Here is a 17,242-nt window from a genome sequence, read left to right as displayed (position 1 = left end):
GTCCTCGTCTCCTTCCCCGCCACTGCGGCGGGAGTCAGGCCTGCGGGCGGGTGCCCTCGATGGCCACGCGGCGGCCGTGGCGGGTGAGCGGGAAGTAGTCCCACACCGCGTGGTGCTGGACGCAGCGGTTGTCCCAGAACACCAGGGTGCGGGGCTCCCAGCGCACCCGGCACTGCAGCAGCGGGGTGCGGGCTACGTGCGCGTACAGCAGGTCGAGCAGGGCGGTGCTCTCGGCGCGGGACAGCTGGGTGATGTGCGAGGTGTAGGGGGCGTTGACGAACAGCAGCTTGCGGCCGGTCTCCGGGTGGCGGACCACGACGGGGTGTTCGGTGCGCGGGACGTCGTACTCCGCGGGCGGCGTCAGACCTGCCGCCGTCCAGGGAAGGGCGCCGTCGTGCACGGCGGTCAGACCGTCGAGGAAGCCGCGCAGGGCCGGGGAGAGCAGTTCGTAGGCCAGGTGCATGTTGGCGAACATGGTGTCCCCGCCGCTGCCGCCCTCGGGGACCGTGGTCAGGTGCAGCATGGAGCCCAGGGAGGGGGCGGCGTCGGCGGTGCCGTCGGCGTGCCAGCCGTCACCGGCGACCATCCGGGACTCCTTGGTGGCCTTGATCTCCAGGATGTACGGATCGGAACCCTCGGCCGCCAGCGCCACGGGGTGCAGTTCCCCGAAGAGGCCGGCGAACCGCTTGTGCTGCTCGGGGGTGAGGTCCTGGTCCCGGAAGACGAGCACGTGATGGGCGAGGAACGCGTGCTTGACCTCCTTCTCCTGCTGCGGTGTCAGCTCCCGCGAGAGATCCAGGCCGGACACCTCCGCGCCGAGCACCGGGGTGATCGTCCGGACCGAGAGGGTCTCGTACGGCTCCGGCGGCCGGGTCGTGAGGCGCTCGACGGCCTTCAGTGCGTACTCCTCCACGTGGTTCCTCCTCAGGAATGGGGGTGCGACAGACATATGGGGTGGTGGGGCCGGGTCACAGCCCGCGGTCGAGCAGGTCGGCGACCAGCAGGCGGCCGAAGGCGAGGTTGCCGTGGATGGGATCGTCGGCCGCGCTGAACGCGGGGCGCTGGAGTCCCGAGCGGTCGGTGACCCGGGCCCGCAGGTCGACGATCTCCACGCCGCGCGCGGCCAGTTCGGCGCGCAGGACGCGCTGGGCCGCGAAGAAGACCGCCGGGTCGGACATGGCGGGGACCCGCTGCGGAGGCATCAGGGCCAGGACGCGCAGCCCGAGCCCGACGGCGTGCTCGTAGAAGGCGAGCGCGCCGCCGGCCATGGCCCGCACCAGCGCGGCGAACAGGTCGCCGCCCAGGAACCCCGGGTCGTACGCGCCCCGCGCGTCGCGGTGCACGGCCCAGTTCTCCCGGGTGGCGATGGTGTGCGCGCTGAGGCCGAACGTGCACACCAGCGGCACCGTCAGCCGGTCCAGCGAGGGTGCGCCCAGCGCGTCGAGGAACCGGCGGTACAGGCGCTGGGCCTCGGCGTCGCGGAAGACGACGTCGGGACCGTCCGGGTCGAAGAAGGCTCCCAGGAAGTCCCGCCCGGAGCCCACCGGTCCGCCCTGGAAGGGCAGCCCGGCGGCTTCGGCCGCCCGCCCGACGCACGCCGCGTGCGAGTCACCGAGGAGCAGGAACCGGGCCGGAGGAGTGGCCGGGGCCGAGGCCGCGGCTGTAGTAGTCGAGTACGGCGTCGTCACACCAGGTGTCCTCTCCGCCGGCGTCCGGGGTGGGGGTGGGGGTGGGGTCGGGGGCGTGCTCCGGGCGGCCGGTCCGGCCGTGCAGCCCGTCGAGGAAGTGCCGCATCACGAAGGCCACCCCGTCGGGGCTCACCGTGCGCAGGTTGGGCTCGTAGAACGCCGCCCGGTACGGGAAACCGGTGACGATCTCGTAGGAGGGGAAGTAGTCGACGTGCTCCAGCTCCGCGGCCAGTTGGCCCGCCGCCGCCCGCAGGACGGACTTGGAGTGGGTCGTGGCCACGAGGGCGTGCGCGCCGGTGGCGGTCGCGGTCAGCGGCACCGGCGACACCGTGAGGACGGTACGCAGCCGGGGACTTGCCTCCCGGGCCAGGGCGAGGGCCGCCGTCAGATCGCGAAGCACCTCGGCGACCGTGTGGTTGCGCAGGCGGTGGCGGTCCGGGTCGAAGGTGCCCCGGACCGTGCCCGGGCACATCGGCAGCACGGTGCCGTCCACCGTGTCGTGCCAGGCCTCGGTCAGGCCGAGCGTGAAGACCAGCACGTCGGCCGTGGCCAGGGCCCGGCGGATCGCGTCGAGGGTGACCTGGCGGGAGGCCAGCGCCTCCTCGGGCGAGGAGAAGCCGTCCGGTTCGACGGTGGGGCGGTACGGATCGTGGCAGCGGCCGTCCGCGTCCCGCCACACCTCGACCGGTGGCGTCCGCGTCCCCAGCGCCCAGGCGAACCACTGGCGCAGCCCGGCCGCGGTGTAGATGTTGCCGGTGCGGAAGGAGAAACGGCGGTAGCCGCGGGCCTGCCGGGCCTCCGCGGTGAGTCCGGGCGGCGGGAGCTCGGCGTCGTACCAGTGCATACCCTCCCGCAGCAGGGCCGGACCGATGTGCCGGGCGAAGCAGGAGCCGGCGGTGATGACCGGGGCGTCCTGGCCGATGGGGAACTTCGGCGTCCAGAGGTCCTGGATGTCCGCCGGCGGCCGTTCGGCGACCGCCGTGCGCCAGAAGGAGCGGTCGGGGAGGCGGGCGTAGGGGTGTTGCATGAAGGGGGTTCCTCCTGGTGATCCGGGTCGTGGACCGGCGGTGACCGGCTACAGCGGGCGGGACTCGGCGGGGACGGGCGGGTGGGACGGCTCCCGGGTCCGGCCGTGCGGGGCGAGGTCCGCGCCGATGACGGACGCGATCCCGGCGGCCCGGGGCGGGGCGACCAGCCCGTAGTGGTCCGTGTCGACGCGCAGCACGCGGGCGGACGGCGGCAGGTGGCCGCGCCAGCGCGCCGCCGCGGCGGGCTCCGGGGCGAGGGCATGCGCGTCCGGCACGGGCCGCCCGGCCAGCCACAGGACGGCCGGCGTACGGGTCAGCCGTGGCGGCCGGTGCCCGGCCATGGCCGCCAGATTGGCCCGGCAGCAGTGGGCCAGGCGCTCCGCGTGACCGCGGCCCCGCTCGGTCAGCGGTCCCGCCCGGTTGCCCGCCAGTTCGCGCGCGAAGACGGCTTCCACCTGCCGCTCGTCGTAGGCGGCCAGCCGCGGTCCGGCGTCGGGCGGTGGCGGGTCCAGCAGGTACAGGCCGGGTACCGGGTCGCCGTCCGCCTCGGCGAGGGCGGCCATCGACAGCGCGGTCCAGGCCCCGAAGGACCAGCCGGCCAGGCGCAGCCGGTGGGCGGTGGGCGGGAACGCGGCGCGGACGGCCGCCAGATAGTGAGCGGCGCGCTCGTCGACCGACCAGGCGGGCCGGTCCGGGTCGCGCAGCGCCGGGTCGGGGATCAGGCATACGGTCAGCCCCGGCGGCAGCGCCGATACCAGTGGACGGTACGCCTGGATGTCGCCGCCGACGGGATGCACCAGGCACAGCACGTCCGGGCCGGTGCCGCGCTGCCACACCTCGACGTCCACCGGCACCGCCGTGCCGCCGGGCGCCGGCTGGGCCCCGGTGCGCAGATGACCGGCGATCTCCGTGAGGGTGACGCGGTGACTGAGCCGGGACAGGTCGAGGTCGGCACCGAACCGCCGGTTCACCTCGTCCAGGAGGTCGAGCAGGGTGAGCGAGTCGGCACCGAGGTCGTAGAGGGAGCTGTCGGGGTCGACTCCCGGGAGACCGAGCAAGTGGGCCGTGGCGGCGGTGAGGTCGCGGAGGGGATCGGCGGAGGGGACGGCCACGGCCGGAGGGGTCCGTACGGGAGCGGGTGCCGGAGCCGATGGGTGCGCCGGGGGCGCAGCCGGGGCCGGGGCCGGTGGGTGTGTCGTTTCCTGGGCGTGCGCCGGTGCCGGTGCTGGTGCCGGCACCGGGGTCGAAGCCGGAATCGGAGCCGGGACCGGTGCGTGTGTCCTTTCCCGCGCGTGCGCCGGTGCCGGAACCGGTGGGTTGGCCTGTTCCGGGGCCGGGGACTCCGGGGCGGTCCTCCTCCGCGGTGCGGCGGCTCCCGGCCCGTAGAAGACGCCCGCCTCGGACAGCGGCGTCGTGTTCACCAACAGGTGCGGCAGCCCCAGCTCCAGCGCCTGTCCGAAGACGGCCGCGCCTTCTTCCGGGGTGAGGGCGACGGCGAGGTGGTGCTTGTGCCGGGCGTCCGGGGCGTGTACGTCCCATGCCATGCCCGCCTCCCGCCAGGCGTCCCAGCCGATCGACACCCGGGTGGTGCGGTCGGCGCCGGTGCCGGGCGCGTAGTGGGCGAAGGCGTCCAGGAGGCCGTTCGCCGCCGCGTAGTCGAACAGGCCGACGCCACCGAACCGGGCCGACATGGACGAGCAGTAGACGACGTGGTCGGGCCGGTACGCGGCGATCAGGCGCTCGGTGAGCAGGGCGGCGCCCAGTTTCGCCGCCGTACGCGGACGGGCTTTCGCCCGGTCACGGCGTACGAGCAGTCCGCCGGCGGCGATGCCCACGGCGTGCACGATGCCGACGAGCCCGTCGAGATGGGGTGCGAGCCGGTCGGCGACCGGTTCCGGTGCCTCCTCGGCGAGGTCCGCCCGCACCATGGTGATCCGGTCGGCCCACGGCGCCAGCACCGCGGGAAGGCCGGGCCGGCGTCCGACCAGGACCACCCGGTTGCCGGCCGACCGCCGCAGCAGGTCGACGGCGATGGTGCTGCCGATGCCCCCGGTGCCGCCCAGGACGAGATGGGTTCCGGTGCGGCCGGGGCGCGGACGGGAGGCGCCCGCGACCGGCACGGGGACCGCCTGCACGGTGCGCCGCCACCAGTACCCGCCCCGCAGGGCGAGCTCCGGCTCGGACCGCACCGCGCCCCCGTCCCGCTCCTCGCCCGGGGGGTCGGGCAGGTCCGTCAGGTCCGTCAGATCCGGCAGACACCACGCCCAGTCGGCCGGTTCGGGACCCGGCAGGTCGGCCCAGCGCAGGGACAGCCCCAGCTCCTGACGGGGCACCCGGACCGCCGCCGTAAGCAGGCCGGCCTCGGGGCGGGCCACCTCGCCGGTGACCGGCTGTGCCCCGTACGACAGCAGCCACACGCGGGGCCGCCGCGCGGCGGGGACGTCCGCCAGGGCCCGGCACAGGGCCGCCACCGTGTCCAGGCACGCCCACCGGGCGGTCTCCAGGGAGCGCCGGCCGACCTCACCGCGGACGGCGAGCGGCAGCGCGTGCAGCCAGTCCACACCGGCCCCGTCGGCCGGGGTCACCTCGGCGAGCAGCGCCGCGAGCTGGGCGGGATCGGCCGGGTCGGCCTCGTAGGCGGTGCCGTCCCGGCGCACGAACGTGTCACCGGCCCGCACCAGGACCACCCGCGCGTAGTGCCGCTCCAGCTCCCGCCACGCCCCGGACCCGGCGCCGGGCGGTACGACGACCACGGCGGTACGGCGCGCTGCGGCACCCTCGCCCGAGTGCGCCCGGGCCCTGCGCAGCCGTACCCACAGCGGCTGGTGCAACCAGCGGTCGGCGGGAAGCCGGGCGGGCCACCCGACACCGACGCCCGCACCAGCAACGGCACCAGCACCAGCACCGGCACCGGCACCGGCACCGGCGTCGACCGCAGCCGCATCCCCGTACCCGGCCCCGTGGCCGATGCCCCGCGCGCCCTCCCGGCCGGCCGCACGCGCCCGTTCGTGACCGACGCCGCCGGTCCCCTGGCCGCCCGGTGCCACGGCCCGGCCCGGGAAGTCGTACTCGGCCAGGTCGAAGGCGGGCGGAGGGAAGTTCCACGGGGCCGGTGCCGGGCCCGGGGGCCAGGCGATGGGGTGGCCCGCCGTCCAGGCGTCGGCCAGTTCCCGCGGGTCGTGGTGCTCGGCGACGACGTGGACGTCGGACGCCGGCGGACGGGTGGGCGTGAGCGAGCGCAGCCAGGACACGGCCGACTCCACGTCGGGGCAGACCGCGGCGGCCCGGTGGGCGAGTGCGGGGCGGCCCGCCTGGAGGTGGCGCAGCACCCGGGGATAGTGCTCGGGGTGTGCGGTCAGGTGGTCGGCGATACGGCGGCCGTCCGCGCGCAGCGCCTCCGGGCTGCCGGCGGAGAGCAGCAGACAGGGCACCACGGGAACGGCCTCGGCGCCCGCGCCGCTCGTCCCGTCCGGTGCCTCCAGCAGCACGTGCGCGTTGGTCCCGCCGATGCCGAAACTGCTCACCGCGGCCACGCGCGGACCCGGCACCGGCCAGAGCTCGGCCCCGGTGGGCACGCGGAACGGCCCGCCCTCCAGCTCGGGGCCCAGCCGGTCGAAGTCCACGGTGGGCGGGACGATCCCGTGGTGCGCGGCGAGCACGGCGCGGACCAGTCCGACCACGCCGGCCGCGGCACCGAGGTGCCCGATCTGGCTCTTGACCGAGGACAGCGCGAGCCGTGCCCCGTCCCCGAGGCCGTACGCCTGGCGCAGGGCGGCGGCCTCCACCGGGTCTCCCAGCCGGGTGCCGGTGCCGTGCGCCTCCACGTAGCCGAGGTCGCCGCCGCCGCGTCCGGCGCGTCGTACGGCCGTCTCGATGGCCTCACGCTGGCCGGGTACCGACGGGGCGCTGTACCCCAGCTTGCGGGCGCCGTCGTTGTTGACGGCCGAGCCGGTGACGACGGCGTAGACGGTGTCGCCGTCCCGGCGTGCCAGGGAGAGCGGCTTGAGGACGACGACGCCGACCCCGCTGCCGCCGACGGTGCCCGCGGCGTCCGCGCTGAAGGGCCGGCAGTGCCCGTCCGGGGAGAAGATGTGCTGCGGCCGGTAGGTGTAGCCGTCGGTCAGGTCCGGGTCCACGAGGACACCGCCGGCGAGCATCACGTCGGCGTCGCCCTGCCGCAGCAGCCCGGCGGCGACGTGCACGGCGACGAGCGAGCTGGAGCAGGCGGACTGCACGCTGAAGGCGGGGCCGGTCAGGCCCAGGTGGTAGGCGGCCTTGGTGGCCAGGAAGTCCTTCTCGTGGTGCAGGGCCAGCCGGAACGAGTCGGGCAGGGCGGCCGGGTCGGCCTCGTGGAGCATGCGCCGGCCGTAGGTGTCCTCGCCGCAGGCGGCCACGATGCCCACGCGCCGCGCCGCGGCGTCGGCGAGCCCGGCGTGCGCGAGCGCCTCCACGCAGCTCATCAGGAGGTGCCGCTGCTGCGGGTCCATCAGACGGGCCTCGGCCGGGCTGATGCCGAACCGCGCCGGGTCGAAGGACAGCGGCCCGTCGAGCTGGCTGCGGGCGCCGACCCGGCCGTCGGCCGCGGGGAAGTGCTCGATGCCGCGTCCGCCCGAGGTGACCAGGTCCCAGAAGGCGGCCAGGTCGGGGGCGCCCGGCAGCCGCACGGCCATGCCTATGACGGCGATGGGCTCCGGGCGGCCGGGGGTGTACACGCCCGCGTCACCGTCGGACGCGCTGCGCACGGCGGCGGCTCCGGCCGTCCGCCGTGCCGCCGGCGGTGCCACGGGCCCCCTGCGGGACTCCACGGCGTGGGCCAGTTCCCTGATCGTGACGTGTTCGAAGAGGTCGGGCACGTCGAAGGGGAGGTCGCCCTCGCCCGCGCAGCGCAGGTGGAAGCGCATCAGGTCCAGGCTGGTGGCACCGGCGTCGAAGAACCGCTGCCGGACGTCGACCGTCTTGCCGGTGGCGTCCGCGAACAGGGTGGCGAGCCGTTCCTCCAGCGCGGCCGGAGGGGTCTTCGGGGTGGCGCCGCCGCGGGGGGTCAGGTCGTGGCCGGGAGCGCTGACGGCCGCCCGGCGGTCCAGTTTCCCGCTCGGGGTGCGCGGCAGCGCGGTCAGCCGCCGGAACCGGGCCACGCGCGCGTGGGCGGGCAGCCGTTCGGCCAGGTGACGCGTCAGGTCCGCCAGATCGGGGTCGGGGTCGTCGTCCTGGCACTGGAGGCAGGCCACCAGGGCTCCGTCCACGACGGCCGCCACCGCGTTGGTGATCCCCGGGTGCTCCAGCAGCGCGGCCTCGACCTGGCCCAGTTCCAGCCGGTGGCCGCTGAGTTTGACCTGGGTGTCCTCGCGGCCTGCGTAGTGCAGCAGGCCCTGCGCGTCGAAGCGGGCCAGATCACCGCTGCGGTAGAAGGTGCCCAGCTCGGGGTCGTCGGTGAAACGGGTGCGGTTCAGGCCGGTGTCGCCGAGGTAGCAGCGCCCGGCCATGAGCCCGCCGATCAGCAGGTGTCCGGTGGCGCCGGGCGGGACGGGGTGGCCGCCCTCGTCGACCACCCGGAGCACGGCACCCGCGACCGGCCGGCCGATGGCGGGACGCACCGGCCACGCGGCCGGGTCGCCGTCCAGGCACAGACCGCTGACGACATGGGTCTCCGTCGGGCCGTAGTGGTTGAACAGACGGGCTCCGGGCAGGCCGGCGAACCAGCCGCGGATGGCGTCGGTGCACACCAACTGCTCGCCGGCGGTGATCACTTCCCGCAGCCGCGAGGGGTGGCGGCCCGTGCGCACGCCGTGCTCGGCGAGCAGTTGGAGCGCCACGTACGGCAGGAAGATCCGCTCCGCTCCCCCCGTCTCCAGCTGCTCCAGCAGGGCGGGCATGTCGTGCCGCCACGCGGGGTCCACGATGCGGAGCAGGCCGCCCGCGCAGAGGGTGGTGAGGATCTCCTGGAAGGAGACGTCGAAGGACAGCATCGAGAACTGCTGGGTGACGGCCGGACGGGACAGGCCGCCGGGCCCGCGCTGCCAGTGCAGCAGGTTGCACAGGGTCCGGTCGTACACCTGGACGCCCTTGGGGGTGCCGGTGGAGCCCGAGGTGAACAGCGTGTACAGCGGACGGCGGCCCGCGTGGGCCGGCGCGGGCGCGCCGGGTACCGGCGCCGGAGTGCCGGACAGCGCAATGGTGTGGCGTGCCAGCCGGGGCGGTGCGATCGGGTCGAGGTCGGCGGCGCGCCCGGGTGCGACGAGGACGCACACCGGGTCGACCTGGTCGAGGACGTGCCGCAGCAGGGAACGCGGATAGGCCGGGTCGAGCGGTACGACGGTGAGGTTGAGGCGGGCGGCGGCCAGCAGGGCCACCACGTGCTCTGGCGAGGGCGGCAGGTACAGGGCGACGGCGGCCGGGGCGGCGGGGTCGTCGGGCAGGTCGTGGCGGGCGGCCAGGTCGGCGGCCAGGGCCGCCGCGTGCGCGTCGAGTTCGGCGTACGTCAGCGTGGTGCCGCCGGCGGAGACGGCCGGGGCGCCGGGGGTGCGCCGGACCTGCTCGGCGAAGCCCTCGGCGACGGTGGTGAAGCCGGCGGCGGGCTCGGGGCCCCGGCCGGTCTCGGGCAGGCCGCGCCGATAGGGGGCGACCAGGTCGTGCAGGGTGGTGTCCGCGCCGTCGGCGAGCCGGTCGACCGCCGCACGGAAGAGCCGGGCCGCGGCCTCGGCCCGTTCGGCGCCGATGTCGTCGCGGTACTCCCACAGGCAGTCGAACCCGGACTCGTGCTCCACCACCGACAGGGTCAGCGCGCACTTGGCGCCCAGCGGACTCGGCCACACCGGCCGCACCTGGCAGCCCGGCACCCGGAACGCGTCGAACTCGGTGTTCTCCAGCACGAACAGGAAGTCGAACAGCGGCCTGCGCGCGTGGAAGACCTGGTCCGCCAGTACGTCGGCGAGGGCGACGTCTTGCCCGTCCAGCACCGCGCGCACCGAGGCGGCGTGCCGGCGGAGCTGGTCGCCGAGCGGGGTGTGCGGCTCCAGGTGCGACGGCACGAGCACGGTGTTGGCGAACATGCCGACGCAACTCTCGAACTCCGGCCGGTGCCGGCCCGCCACGGGTGCGGCGATCAGCGGGCGGGACTGGCCGGTCACGCCGTACAGCGCCCAGGCGAAGGCGGGCAGCAGCAGCTCGAACCTGGTCATGCCGCGCTCGGCGGCCACCCGGTCCAGCGCGGCCCGGCGTCCGGTGTCCAGGGTGGTGTGCAGCAGCCGGGCGGCCGGGCGGTCGCCCAGTCCGGCGGTGTCCAGGGCCGGTGACGGCTCGTCGTGGCCGTGGTGGTGGTCGCGCAGCCGGGAGCGGCGGCGCCCGTAGGCGGGGCTCGCGTGCCAGGCCCGCTGCCAGTGCGCGAACTCCAGCGGGGTCACGGCGGCCGGGTCCGGCTGCTCCTCCCCGCCGGCGCAGGCGGCCGTGAGATCGCGGAAGAGGATGTTCAGCGACCAGCCGTCCACGGCGATGTGGTGCAGGTGCAGCAGCAGGGTGCCGCCGTCTTCCCCGGGCAGCCAGGCGGCCCGCAGCATCCGGCTGTCGCGCAGGTCGAAACGGCGGGCGAAGAACCGGTCGGCGGCGTCCTGCCAGGGCTCCCCGGGCCGGGTGTCGAACGGTTCGCGGGCGTCGGGCTCCCAGGGATCGTAGGGCGCGTCGACGTGCTGCCGCAGTCCCTGCGCGGTGGGCACGAGCCGGGTGCGCAGCGCCGGATGCCGTTCGACCAGCGCCCGGACGGCGGCGCGCAGGGCCCGGGTGTCGACCGGGCCGCGCACCTCGAAGGCGAGCGGCACGTCGTACGAGGCGTCCAGGGGATCGCGCTGGTGCAGCAGCCACAGCCGTTCCTGTTCGCCGGTGGCCGGCGCGGTGGGCTCGCCGGTGGGCGCCGGCACGGGCGGATGGTCGCCGGCGGACGCGCCGGGATGCCGTACGGCGTCGGCCAGGGCGGTGAAGTCGCCCCGCAGCACCAGTTCCTGCGGAAGGTCGACGGCGAAGCGCCGCTGGATCTCGAACCGCAGCCGCAGGGCCTTCAGCGAGTCACCGCCACTGGGTATCCAACGGTCCTCCGGGCGCAGTCCGGTGACCCCCAGCACCTCCTCGGCGAGATCCAGCAGGCGCCGCTGGGCGGCCGTGACGGGTACGGCGTCCCGGACCCGACCGCGCCACGGCTCCCCGGCACCGGCCAGCAGGGCGGCATGGTCCACCTTGCCGTTGGCGGTCCGGGGCAGGGCGTCCACCAGGTGGGTGTGGTGGGGGCGCATGTAGGGGGGCAGCGCGGCGGCGAGGTGCCGGTCGTACGCGTCGTAGGCGTCCTCGGAGAGCTGCTGCGCCGGCACCAGGAAGGCGAGGAGTTCGTTGCGGCCGTCGTCGTCGCGCCGGGTGCACACGTACGCCTGGCGGACGGCGGGGTGGGCCAGGATGCGGCGTTCCACCTCGCCGGGCTCGATGCGGAAGCCGCGCACCTTGACCTGCCGGTCGGCCCGGCCGACGTAGGTGACGCGGCCGTCGCCGTCCTGCCGTACCAGGTCCCCGGTCCGGTACCAGCGCCGCTCGACGCCGTCCGGGCCGGCCAGCCGTACGAAGCGCCGCGCGGTCTCCTCCGGGAGGTTGCGGTAGCCGAGGGCCAACGCGGGGCCGGACAGCAGGAGTTCGGCGACCTCACCGGGTTCGGCGGTGCGTCCGTCGGCGGTGCGCACGGTGACGCCGGTGCCGGGCAGGGCGGTGCCGACGGGCACCAGGTCGCCGGTGAAGTCCCTCGGGATGGCGTGGCACAGCGCGAAGGTGGTCGCCTCGGTCGGCCCGTACGCGTTGTGCAGTACGGTGCCGGAGCCGGGGTTGGCCTCGTACCAGCGGCGGATCAGAAGGGCGTTGAGCTGTTCCCCGCCGATGAGCACCTGCCGGGCGGCGGCGAAGCAGTCGGGCACCTTCTCGACGACGGCGTTGAACAGCGCGGTCGTGACGAAGAGGGTGTCGACGCGGCGGTTCCGCAGCTCGGCTGCCAGCCGCCGGGGATCGTGCACCGCCCGCTCCCCCAGTACGACACAGGTCCCGCCGGTGAGCAACGGCACCCACACCTCGAAGCTGATCGCGTCGAACGCCGGGTTGGCCAGGCAGCCGTACCGGAGCCCGGCCCCGAGCCCGATGTATCCCGCCTCGGCCAGCCGCCGCACACCCGCGTCGGTCACCTCGACACCCTTGGGGCGACCGGTGGTGCCCGAGGTGTAGAAGAGGAAGGCCACGGGAGACGGGGACGGGGTGCCGGCCGGGGGGTCGGTGGCCGGTGCGGCGGTGGCGGAAGGGCCGGGGCCGGCCGGGGCGCCGACCGACTGGTGCGGTGCGGGTGAGGAGCCGGCCGGCGGATGCGGGCTTGTGACCTGCTCGTCGTCGCCGACCAGCTCGGCCGCCTCCAGCGCGCGGACGCCGGTGGGCGCAGCGGGCGGGTGCGTGCCGGCGCCAGCGTCGTCCTGTACGACGGCCACCACCTGCGCGTCGGTGAGGATGTGCCGTTGCCGCTCCGGCGGGCTGAGCCGGTCGAGCGGGACGACGGTCGCGCCGAGGCGGCGGATGCCGAGCATGACGCACACCAGCCGCCACGATCTGGGCAGGCACACGGCGACCGCGTCACCGGGCCGTACTCCCGCCCCGCGCAGCCGGCCGGCGACCCGGCCGCTGGCCCGCTCCAGCCCCGCGTAGTCGAGGACCACGCTCCCGTCCTCGACAGCGGGCAGGTCCGGCGTACGGTGGGCCTGGACGAGCACCGCATCGGCGAGGGTGGAGGGGGTCGGCGCGGCAGCGGCCGGGGTGGCGGGCGCCCCGGCGTGGGCGGCGTCGGTGCGGCCGCGCTCGGCGCCGCCGGAGCCGTTCCGGGTGGAGTCGGTGTTCATCGTGCCTCCCCGCCGAAGCCGGCCACGGCCACCGGGCGCGTCGTGGGCGTCGGGCCGGGCAAGGGGGCGCCGTGGTGGCGGAGTTCCGCGGTGAGCAGGTCCGCGACACGGGAGAGGTGCGGAGCCTCCAGCACCTCCCAGTGGTCGCAGTCCAGCGTCTCCACCCGGAAGCCGCCGGCTGCGCGCCGCTGCCAGAAGTCGCGGACCTGCGCGTGCTCGGCGGTGTCCACGCCGCCCGGGACGGCCTGGGCGAGGACCAGACGGGCCGGGGACGTGGCCGGGTCGTGGTCGCGGGCGGTCAGCCGGTTGTGGTTGTAGATGCGGAAGTACCGCTCGATCTGGGCGTCGTCGATGCCGGGGTACATCCCGTTGAACCTCACCAGCTTGTCGCGGAACTCGTCGAAGTCCACCGGGGTGATGCCGGCGCGGGCGGCCGGGTCGTCGGTGGCCTGTGTGTCGAGCAGGACCACGCTGACGTCATCGCGCCCGGCCCGGGTCAGCAGGCGTCCCATCGCGTGCGCGACGAGTCCGCCGTAGGACAGGCCGGTCAGTACCAAGGGACCGGCCCCCAGCGGCTCCAGCAACCGCAGATACGTTTCCGCCATCGCCGCGACCGTCGGCAGCACCTCCTCGCCGGGATTCACCCCCGGTGACTGGATGCCGGACAGGCCGACGCCCTCGGGCAGGTGCCGGGCGAGCGGCAGGTAGCAGAAGGCGGTGCCACCGGCCGGGTGGACGCAGATCACCCGGGGGCCGGTGCCCGCCCGGAACTCGATGACGCTGCCCGTCTCCCGGGCCGTGCCGTGCCCGCGCAGGCGTCCGCCGAGCGCCTCGATCGTGGGATGCAGCATGACCTCCGCGACCGGCAGCGGCCGGCCGAACGCCTCGGTGACGGCGTGCGCCATCTTGATGGCCGACAGCGAAGTGCCGCCGATGTCGAAGAAGTTGTCGCCGATGCCTATCTCGGGGTGGAGCAGGATGTCCTGCCAGATCCGGTACAGGCGGTGCTCTACGCCGTCCCGGGGGCTGGCCGTGTTCACCCGGCTGGTGCCCTGCTCGCCGGCCAGGCGCAACAACGCCGGGCGGTCGAGTTTGCCGCTGCGGTTCAGCGGGAGGGCGGGCAGGTCGAGGAAGACGGCCGGGATCATGTAGTCGGGCAGCCGCTGGGACAGGGCCGTCCGCCACTCGTGCGCGGTGCGGACGGCGGCGGTACCCCTGCCGATCCCGGCGACCAGCCGGGGCTGTCCGGCCGGGTCGCGGTCGGCGAGGACCACGGCCTCACGGACGCCGGGCAGGGCAGTGAGCGCCGCCTCCACCTCACCCGGCTCGATACGGAACCCGCGCAGCTTGATCTGGTCGTCCGCGCGCCCCGCGTAGTGGGCGTTGCCGTCCGGGAGGCGGCGGGCGAGGTCTCCGGTGCGGTAGATGCGTTCACCGGGGACGAACGGGTCCGGAAGGAAACGTTCCTTCGTGAGGTCGGGACGGTTGAGGTACCCCCGGGCGAGGCAGGCGCCCCCCAGGTAGACCTCGCCGACCACGCCGGGCGGGACGGGCCGCATGCGGGCGTCGAGCACGTACAGGCGGCTGCCGGCCAGCGGCCGTCCGATCGGGCAGGGGCGGTCCAGCGGCCGGGGATCGTAGTAGGCGGTGCTGTACAGCGTGGCCTCGGTCGGCCCGTAGCCGAAGCAGACCCGCAGGCCCGGGAGGTGCCGGGTCATCCGGTACAGGGCCGCCTCCGGGATCGGCTCCACGCCGGTCAGCAGCGTGCGCAGCCGCAGTCCGCGCAGCCGCCCGGCCGGGTCCTCGTCGATCCACTTCACGTACGCCGGCGGCAGGAACGCCTGCGCGATGCGGTGCTCACGCATCCACCCCAGCAACTCCTCCGGGTCACCGCGCAGTTCCTCCGGGACGATGTGGAGCACACCACCGGTGGTCAGCGGCAGCAGCAGTTCGTGCACCGAGGCGTCGAAGCCGATGCTGGACCAGGCGGAGCCGGCCTCGCCGGGCACGGTGCCCATGCGGGCGTGCCAGTTGGCGAAGAGGGCGAGCACACTGCGGTGTTCGACCGCCACGCCCTTGGGACGTCCGGTGGAGCCGGACGTGAAGATGACGTAGGCCAGCCGGTCGGGCGCGTGGCCGATGCCGGGCGGCGGGTGCTCCCCGGTCGCGCCCTCCGCCTCGGTCTCGGCCAGGTCCAGCCACCGCTCCGGGCGGTCGCCGGCCGGCCGGTCGCTCAGCACGACACGGCAGGCGGCGTCCTCGGTCATACCGGCCAGCCGCTCGCGGGGCTGCCCGGGGTCGAGCGGCAGCCAGGCGGCACCCGCCTTCAGAATCCCGAGGATGCCCACGACCAGCTCGGCGGACCGGCCGGCGTGCAGCCCCACCACGTCACCGGGGCGAACGGCACGGGCGACGAGGGCGTGCGCGAGCCGGTTGGCACGGCGGTCGAGCGACGCGTACGTCAGCGTCTCCCCACCCGGCGCGACGACCGCCGGCCGCTCGCCACGGACCCGAACCTGGTCTTCGAAGAGGGGGACGAGACCGGGGGCGGTGAGGAAGGGGTTGGGGGTGGAGAGGAAGGGGTCGGGGGTGGGGAGAGGGATGTCGGGGGTGAGGAGAGGGGGGTCGGGGGTGGGGAGAGGGGGGTCGTAGGCGTCGGGGATACCAGGCGCGGCGGAGGCACGGGAGGCGCCGGAGGCAGCCGGCACGGCGGAGGCGCTTGGCACGGCGGAGACGCCGGGCGGGGCGGGTACGCCGGGCGTCCCCGAGGCGTCGGATGTCGAGGAGGCCGTCCGGTCTCCGAGACCGCGCGGTGTCGGTGCGGTCGGCGTCTGGGCGGCCGGTGTCTGGGCGGCCGGCGTCTGGGCGGCCGGTGCCGGGGTCGGGTCCGCCGCTTCTCCGCTCGCCACGAGGGCACCCGTCGTGTCCCAGTCGGCCAGCAGAACCCGCTGCTCCTCCGCGTCCATCAGTTCCAGTGCAGCGATCTCACGGTCGGGGTGGCGGGCCATGTCGGTGAGCAGGCGTCGCAGGTGGTCCGCCCAGCGCCGGGCGGTGGTGGCGTCGTAGAGGGCCGTCGCGTAGTCCAGGTGCCCTGCGACCCGGCCCTCCGACTCCGTCAGGGACAGCGCGAGGTCGAACTTGGCGGGGGCGTCCCGGATGGGCAGGGGCTCCGCCGTCACACCGGGCAGCCGCAGCAGGTCCCGCCGGTCGGGCTGCCAGGCGACCATGGTCTGGACCAGCGGTGTGCGGGACGCGCTGCGGGGCGGGTTGACCAGTTCCACGACCCGTTCGAAGGGGAGGTCCTGGTGGGCCAGGGCGGCCCGCAGGACCGCGCGGGTACGGGCGACGGCCTCGGCGGCGCTCGGCGAGCCGGACAGGTCGATGCGCAGGGCCACGGAGTTGACGAGGAAGCCGATGAGACCGGCGGCCCCGGGGCCGCGCCGGTTGGCCACCGGGCTTCCGATAACGATGTCAGAGCGCCCGGAGAGCCGCGACAGGAGGATCGCCCAGCCGGTCAGGGCCGTCACGAAGAGGGTGGCGCCGTGCCGTCGGGCCAGCGTGCGCAGGGCCGCCGTGGTCTCCGCGTCGAGTTCGAACCAGGCCCGTCCGCCGTCGTAGCTCTGCTCCGGCGGGTGCGGGCGGTCCGTGGGCAGGTCCAGTGACGGCGGTGCGTCCTGGAGGGTGTCGTGCCAGTACGTCTCCTGCTCCCGCAGCGCCCCGCCGAGTACGGCCTCGCGCTGGGCCCGGACGTGGTCGGCGTACTGGGCCGGCAGCGGGGGCAGCGGGTCGGTGGTGCCGCCCTGGGTCAGAGCCTCGTAGAGCACGGCGAGTTCGCGCATCATCACGTCCATCGACCGGCCGTCGTAGACGCTGTGGTGGAAGGTCAGCAGCAGGACATGGCGCTCGGCACCGAGGATGACCAGCCGGCCGCGCCCGAGGGGACCGGCCGCCAGGTCGAACGGGGTGCGGGCCTCCGCCTCCTGAAGCGCGAGGACCCGGTCGGCCGGGTCGGAAGAGCCGCTCAAGTCCTCGAAGGCGAGGGCGAATCCGGCGCCGGGCGGGTCGACGTGCTGACGGACCTCGCCGTCCTCCGCCACGAGCCGGGTGCGGAGCGTCTCGTGGCGCCGGGTCAGGGCGTCGAGGGCGCCCGCCAGGGCGTCACGGTCGAGGGGGCCGAGGAGTTCGAAAGCCAGGGTCTCGTTGTACGCCACGTCTCCCCCGGGGAGTTGGGCGAGAAACCACAGGCGCTGCTGGGCGTACGAGGCCGGATGGGAACGGGATGAAAGGGGGGTTGGGTTGTGCACCGCTGATCCTGACCTTCCCGTGAAAGGAAGTGAACGGCCCTCCCCGCAAACGGGAAAGCCAGTGCTTGAGTAACTTGCCGAACGCACAACTGCCGTGATCATCGATCAATGGATCAGGTCATGTCAACGGTCACGTATTTCCGACTCGTTCAGAACTGATGACGCCTGTGATTCCACCCGGAGTGGCACGAGAATGAGAAACTCATGTCACTACCCCGGTCCATGACCAACCATGCCACTGCGAGGTCAACCGGATCTCATGAAAAGGGGATGCACCGTACAGTCAAGTAGCCACTATTTGACCGTCGCCGCCCTGATCG

The 17,242-nt window shown here is 74.9% G+C and carries 5 protein-coding genes; all 5 read right to left on the bottom strand.

What is annotated here, in order from left to right:
- Positions 1-34: 34 nt before the first annotated feature.
- Genes AQJ11_RS33810 through AQJ11_RS33790 form a run of 5 tightly spaced genes read right to left on the bottom strand, consistent with a single transcriptional unit; the run spans position 35 to position 16,922 of the window.
- A complete protein-coding gene (locus AQJ11_RS33810; RefSeq protein ID WP_014669759.1) occupies positions 35-913 on the bottom strand; it encodes a TauD/TfdA dioxygenase family protein in 879 nt (292 codons plus the stop codon).
- Between the two features lie 55 nt (positions 914-968).
- Positions 969-1,688: a hypothetical protein gene (locus AQJ11_RS33805; protein ID WP_244218474.1), complete on the bottom strand. Its 720-nt coding sequence runs from the start codon at positions 1,686-1,688 to the stop codon at positions 969-971.
- Positions 1,609-2,715, bottom strand: a complete 1,107-nt coding sequence (locus tag AQJ11_RS33800; RefSeq protein ID WP_059265746.1) for a GSCFA domain-containing protein — start codon at positions 2,713-2,715, stop codon at positions 1,609-1,611. Before AQJ11_RS33800 ends, AQJ11_RS33805 begins: the two co-directional genes overlap by 80 nt.
- Before the next feature lie 48 nt (positions 2,716-2,763).
- Complete coding sequence (locus AQJ11_RS33795; protein ID WP_059265745.1) at positions 2,764-12,618, bottom strand: non-ribosomal peptide synthetase; 9,855 nt, start codon at positions 12,616-12,618, stop codon at positions 2,764-2,766.
- On the bottom strand, positions 12,615-16,922 hold the full coding sequence (locus tag AQJ11_RS33790) for a non-ribosomal peptide synthetase (protein ID WP_279616963.1): 4,308 nt from the start codon (positions 16,920-16,922) through the stop codon (positions 12,615-12,617). Before AQJ11_RS33790 ends, AQJ11_RS33795 begins: the two co-directional genes overlap by 4 nt.
- Between the last annotated feature and the right edge of the window lie 320 nt (positions 16,923-17,242).

This window comes from Streptomyces corchorusii, from assembly GCF_001514055.1.
In the GTDB taxonomy this organism is placed as follows: Bacteria; Actinomycetota; Actinomycetes; order Streptomycetales; family Streptomycetaceae; genus Streptomyces; species Streptomyces olivaceoviridis.
Note: the sequence above shows the minus strand (reverse complement) of the source record. Positions and strands in the feature narration are given on the sequence as shown.

Excerpts from the sequence above, each read along its gene's own strand:
- AQJ11_RS33795 (WP_059265745.1), bottom strand. The coding sequence starts at position 12,618 with ATGAACACCGACTCCACCCGGAACGGCTCCGGCGGCGCCGAGCGCGGC.
- AQJ11_RS33800 (WP_059265746.1), bottom strand. The coding sequence starts at position 2,715 with ATGCAACACCCCTACGCCCGCCTCCCCGACCGCTCCTTCTGGCGCACG.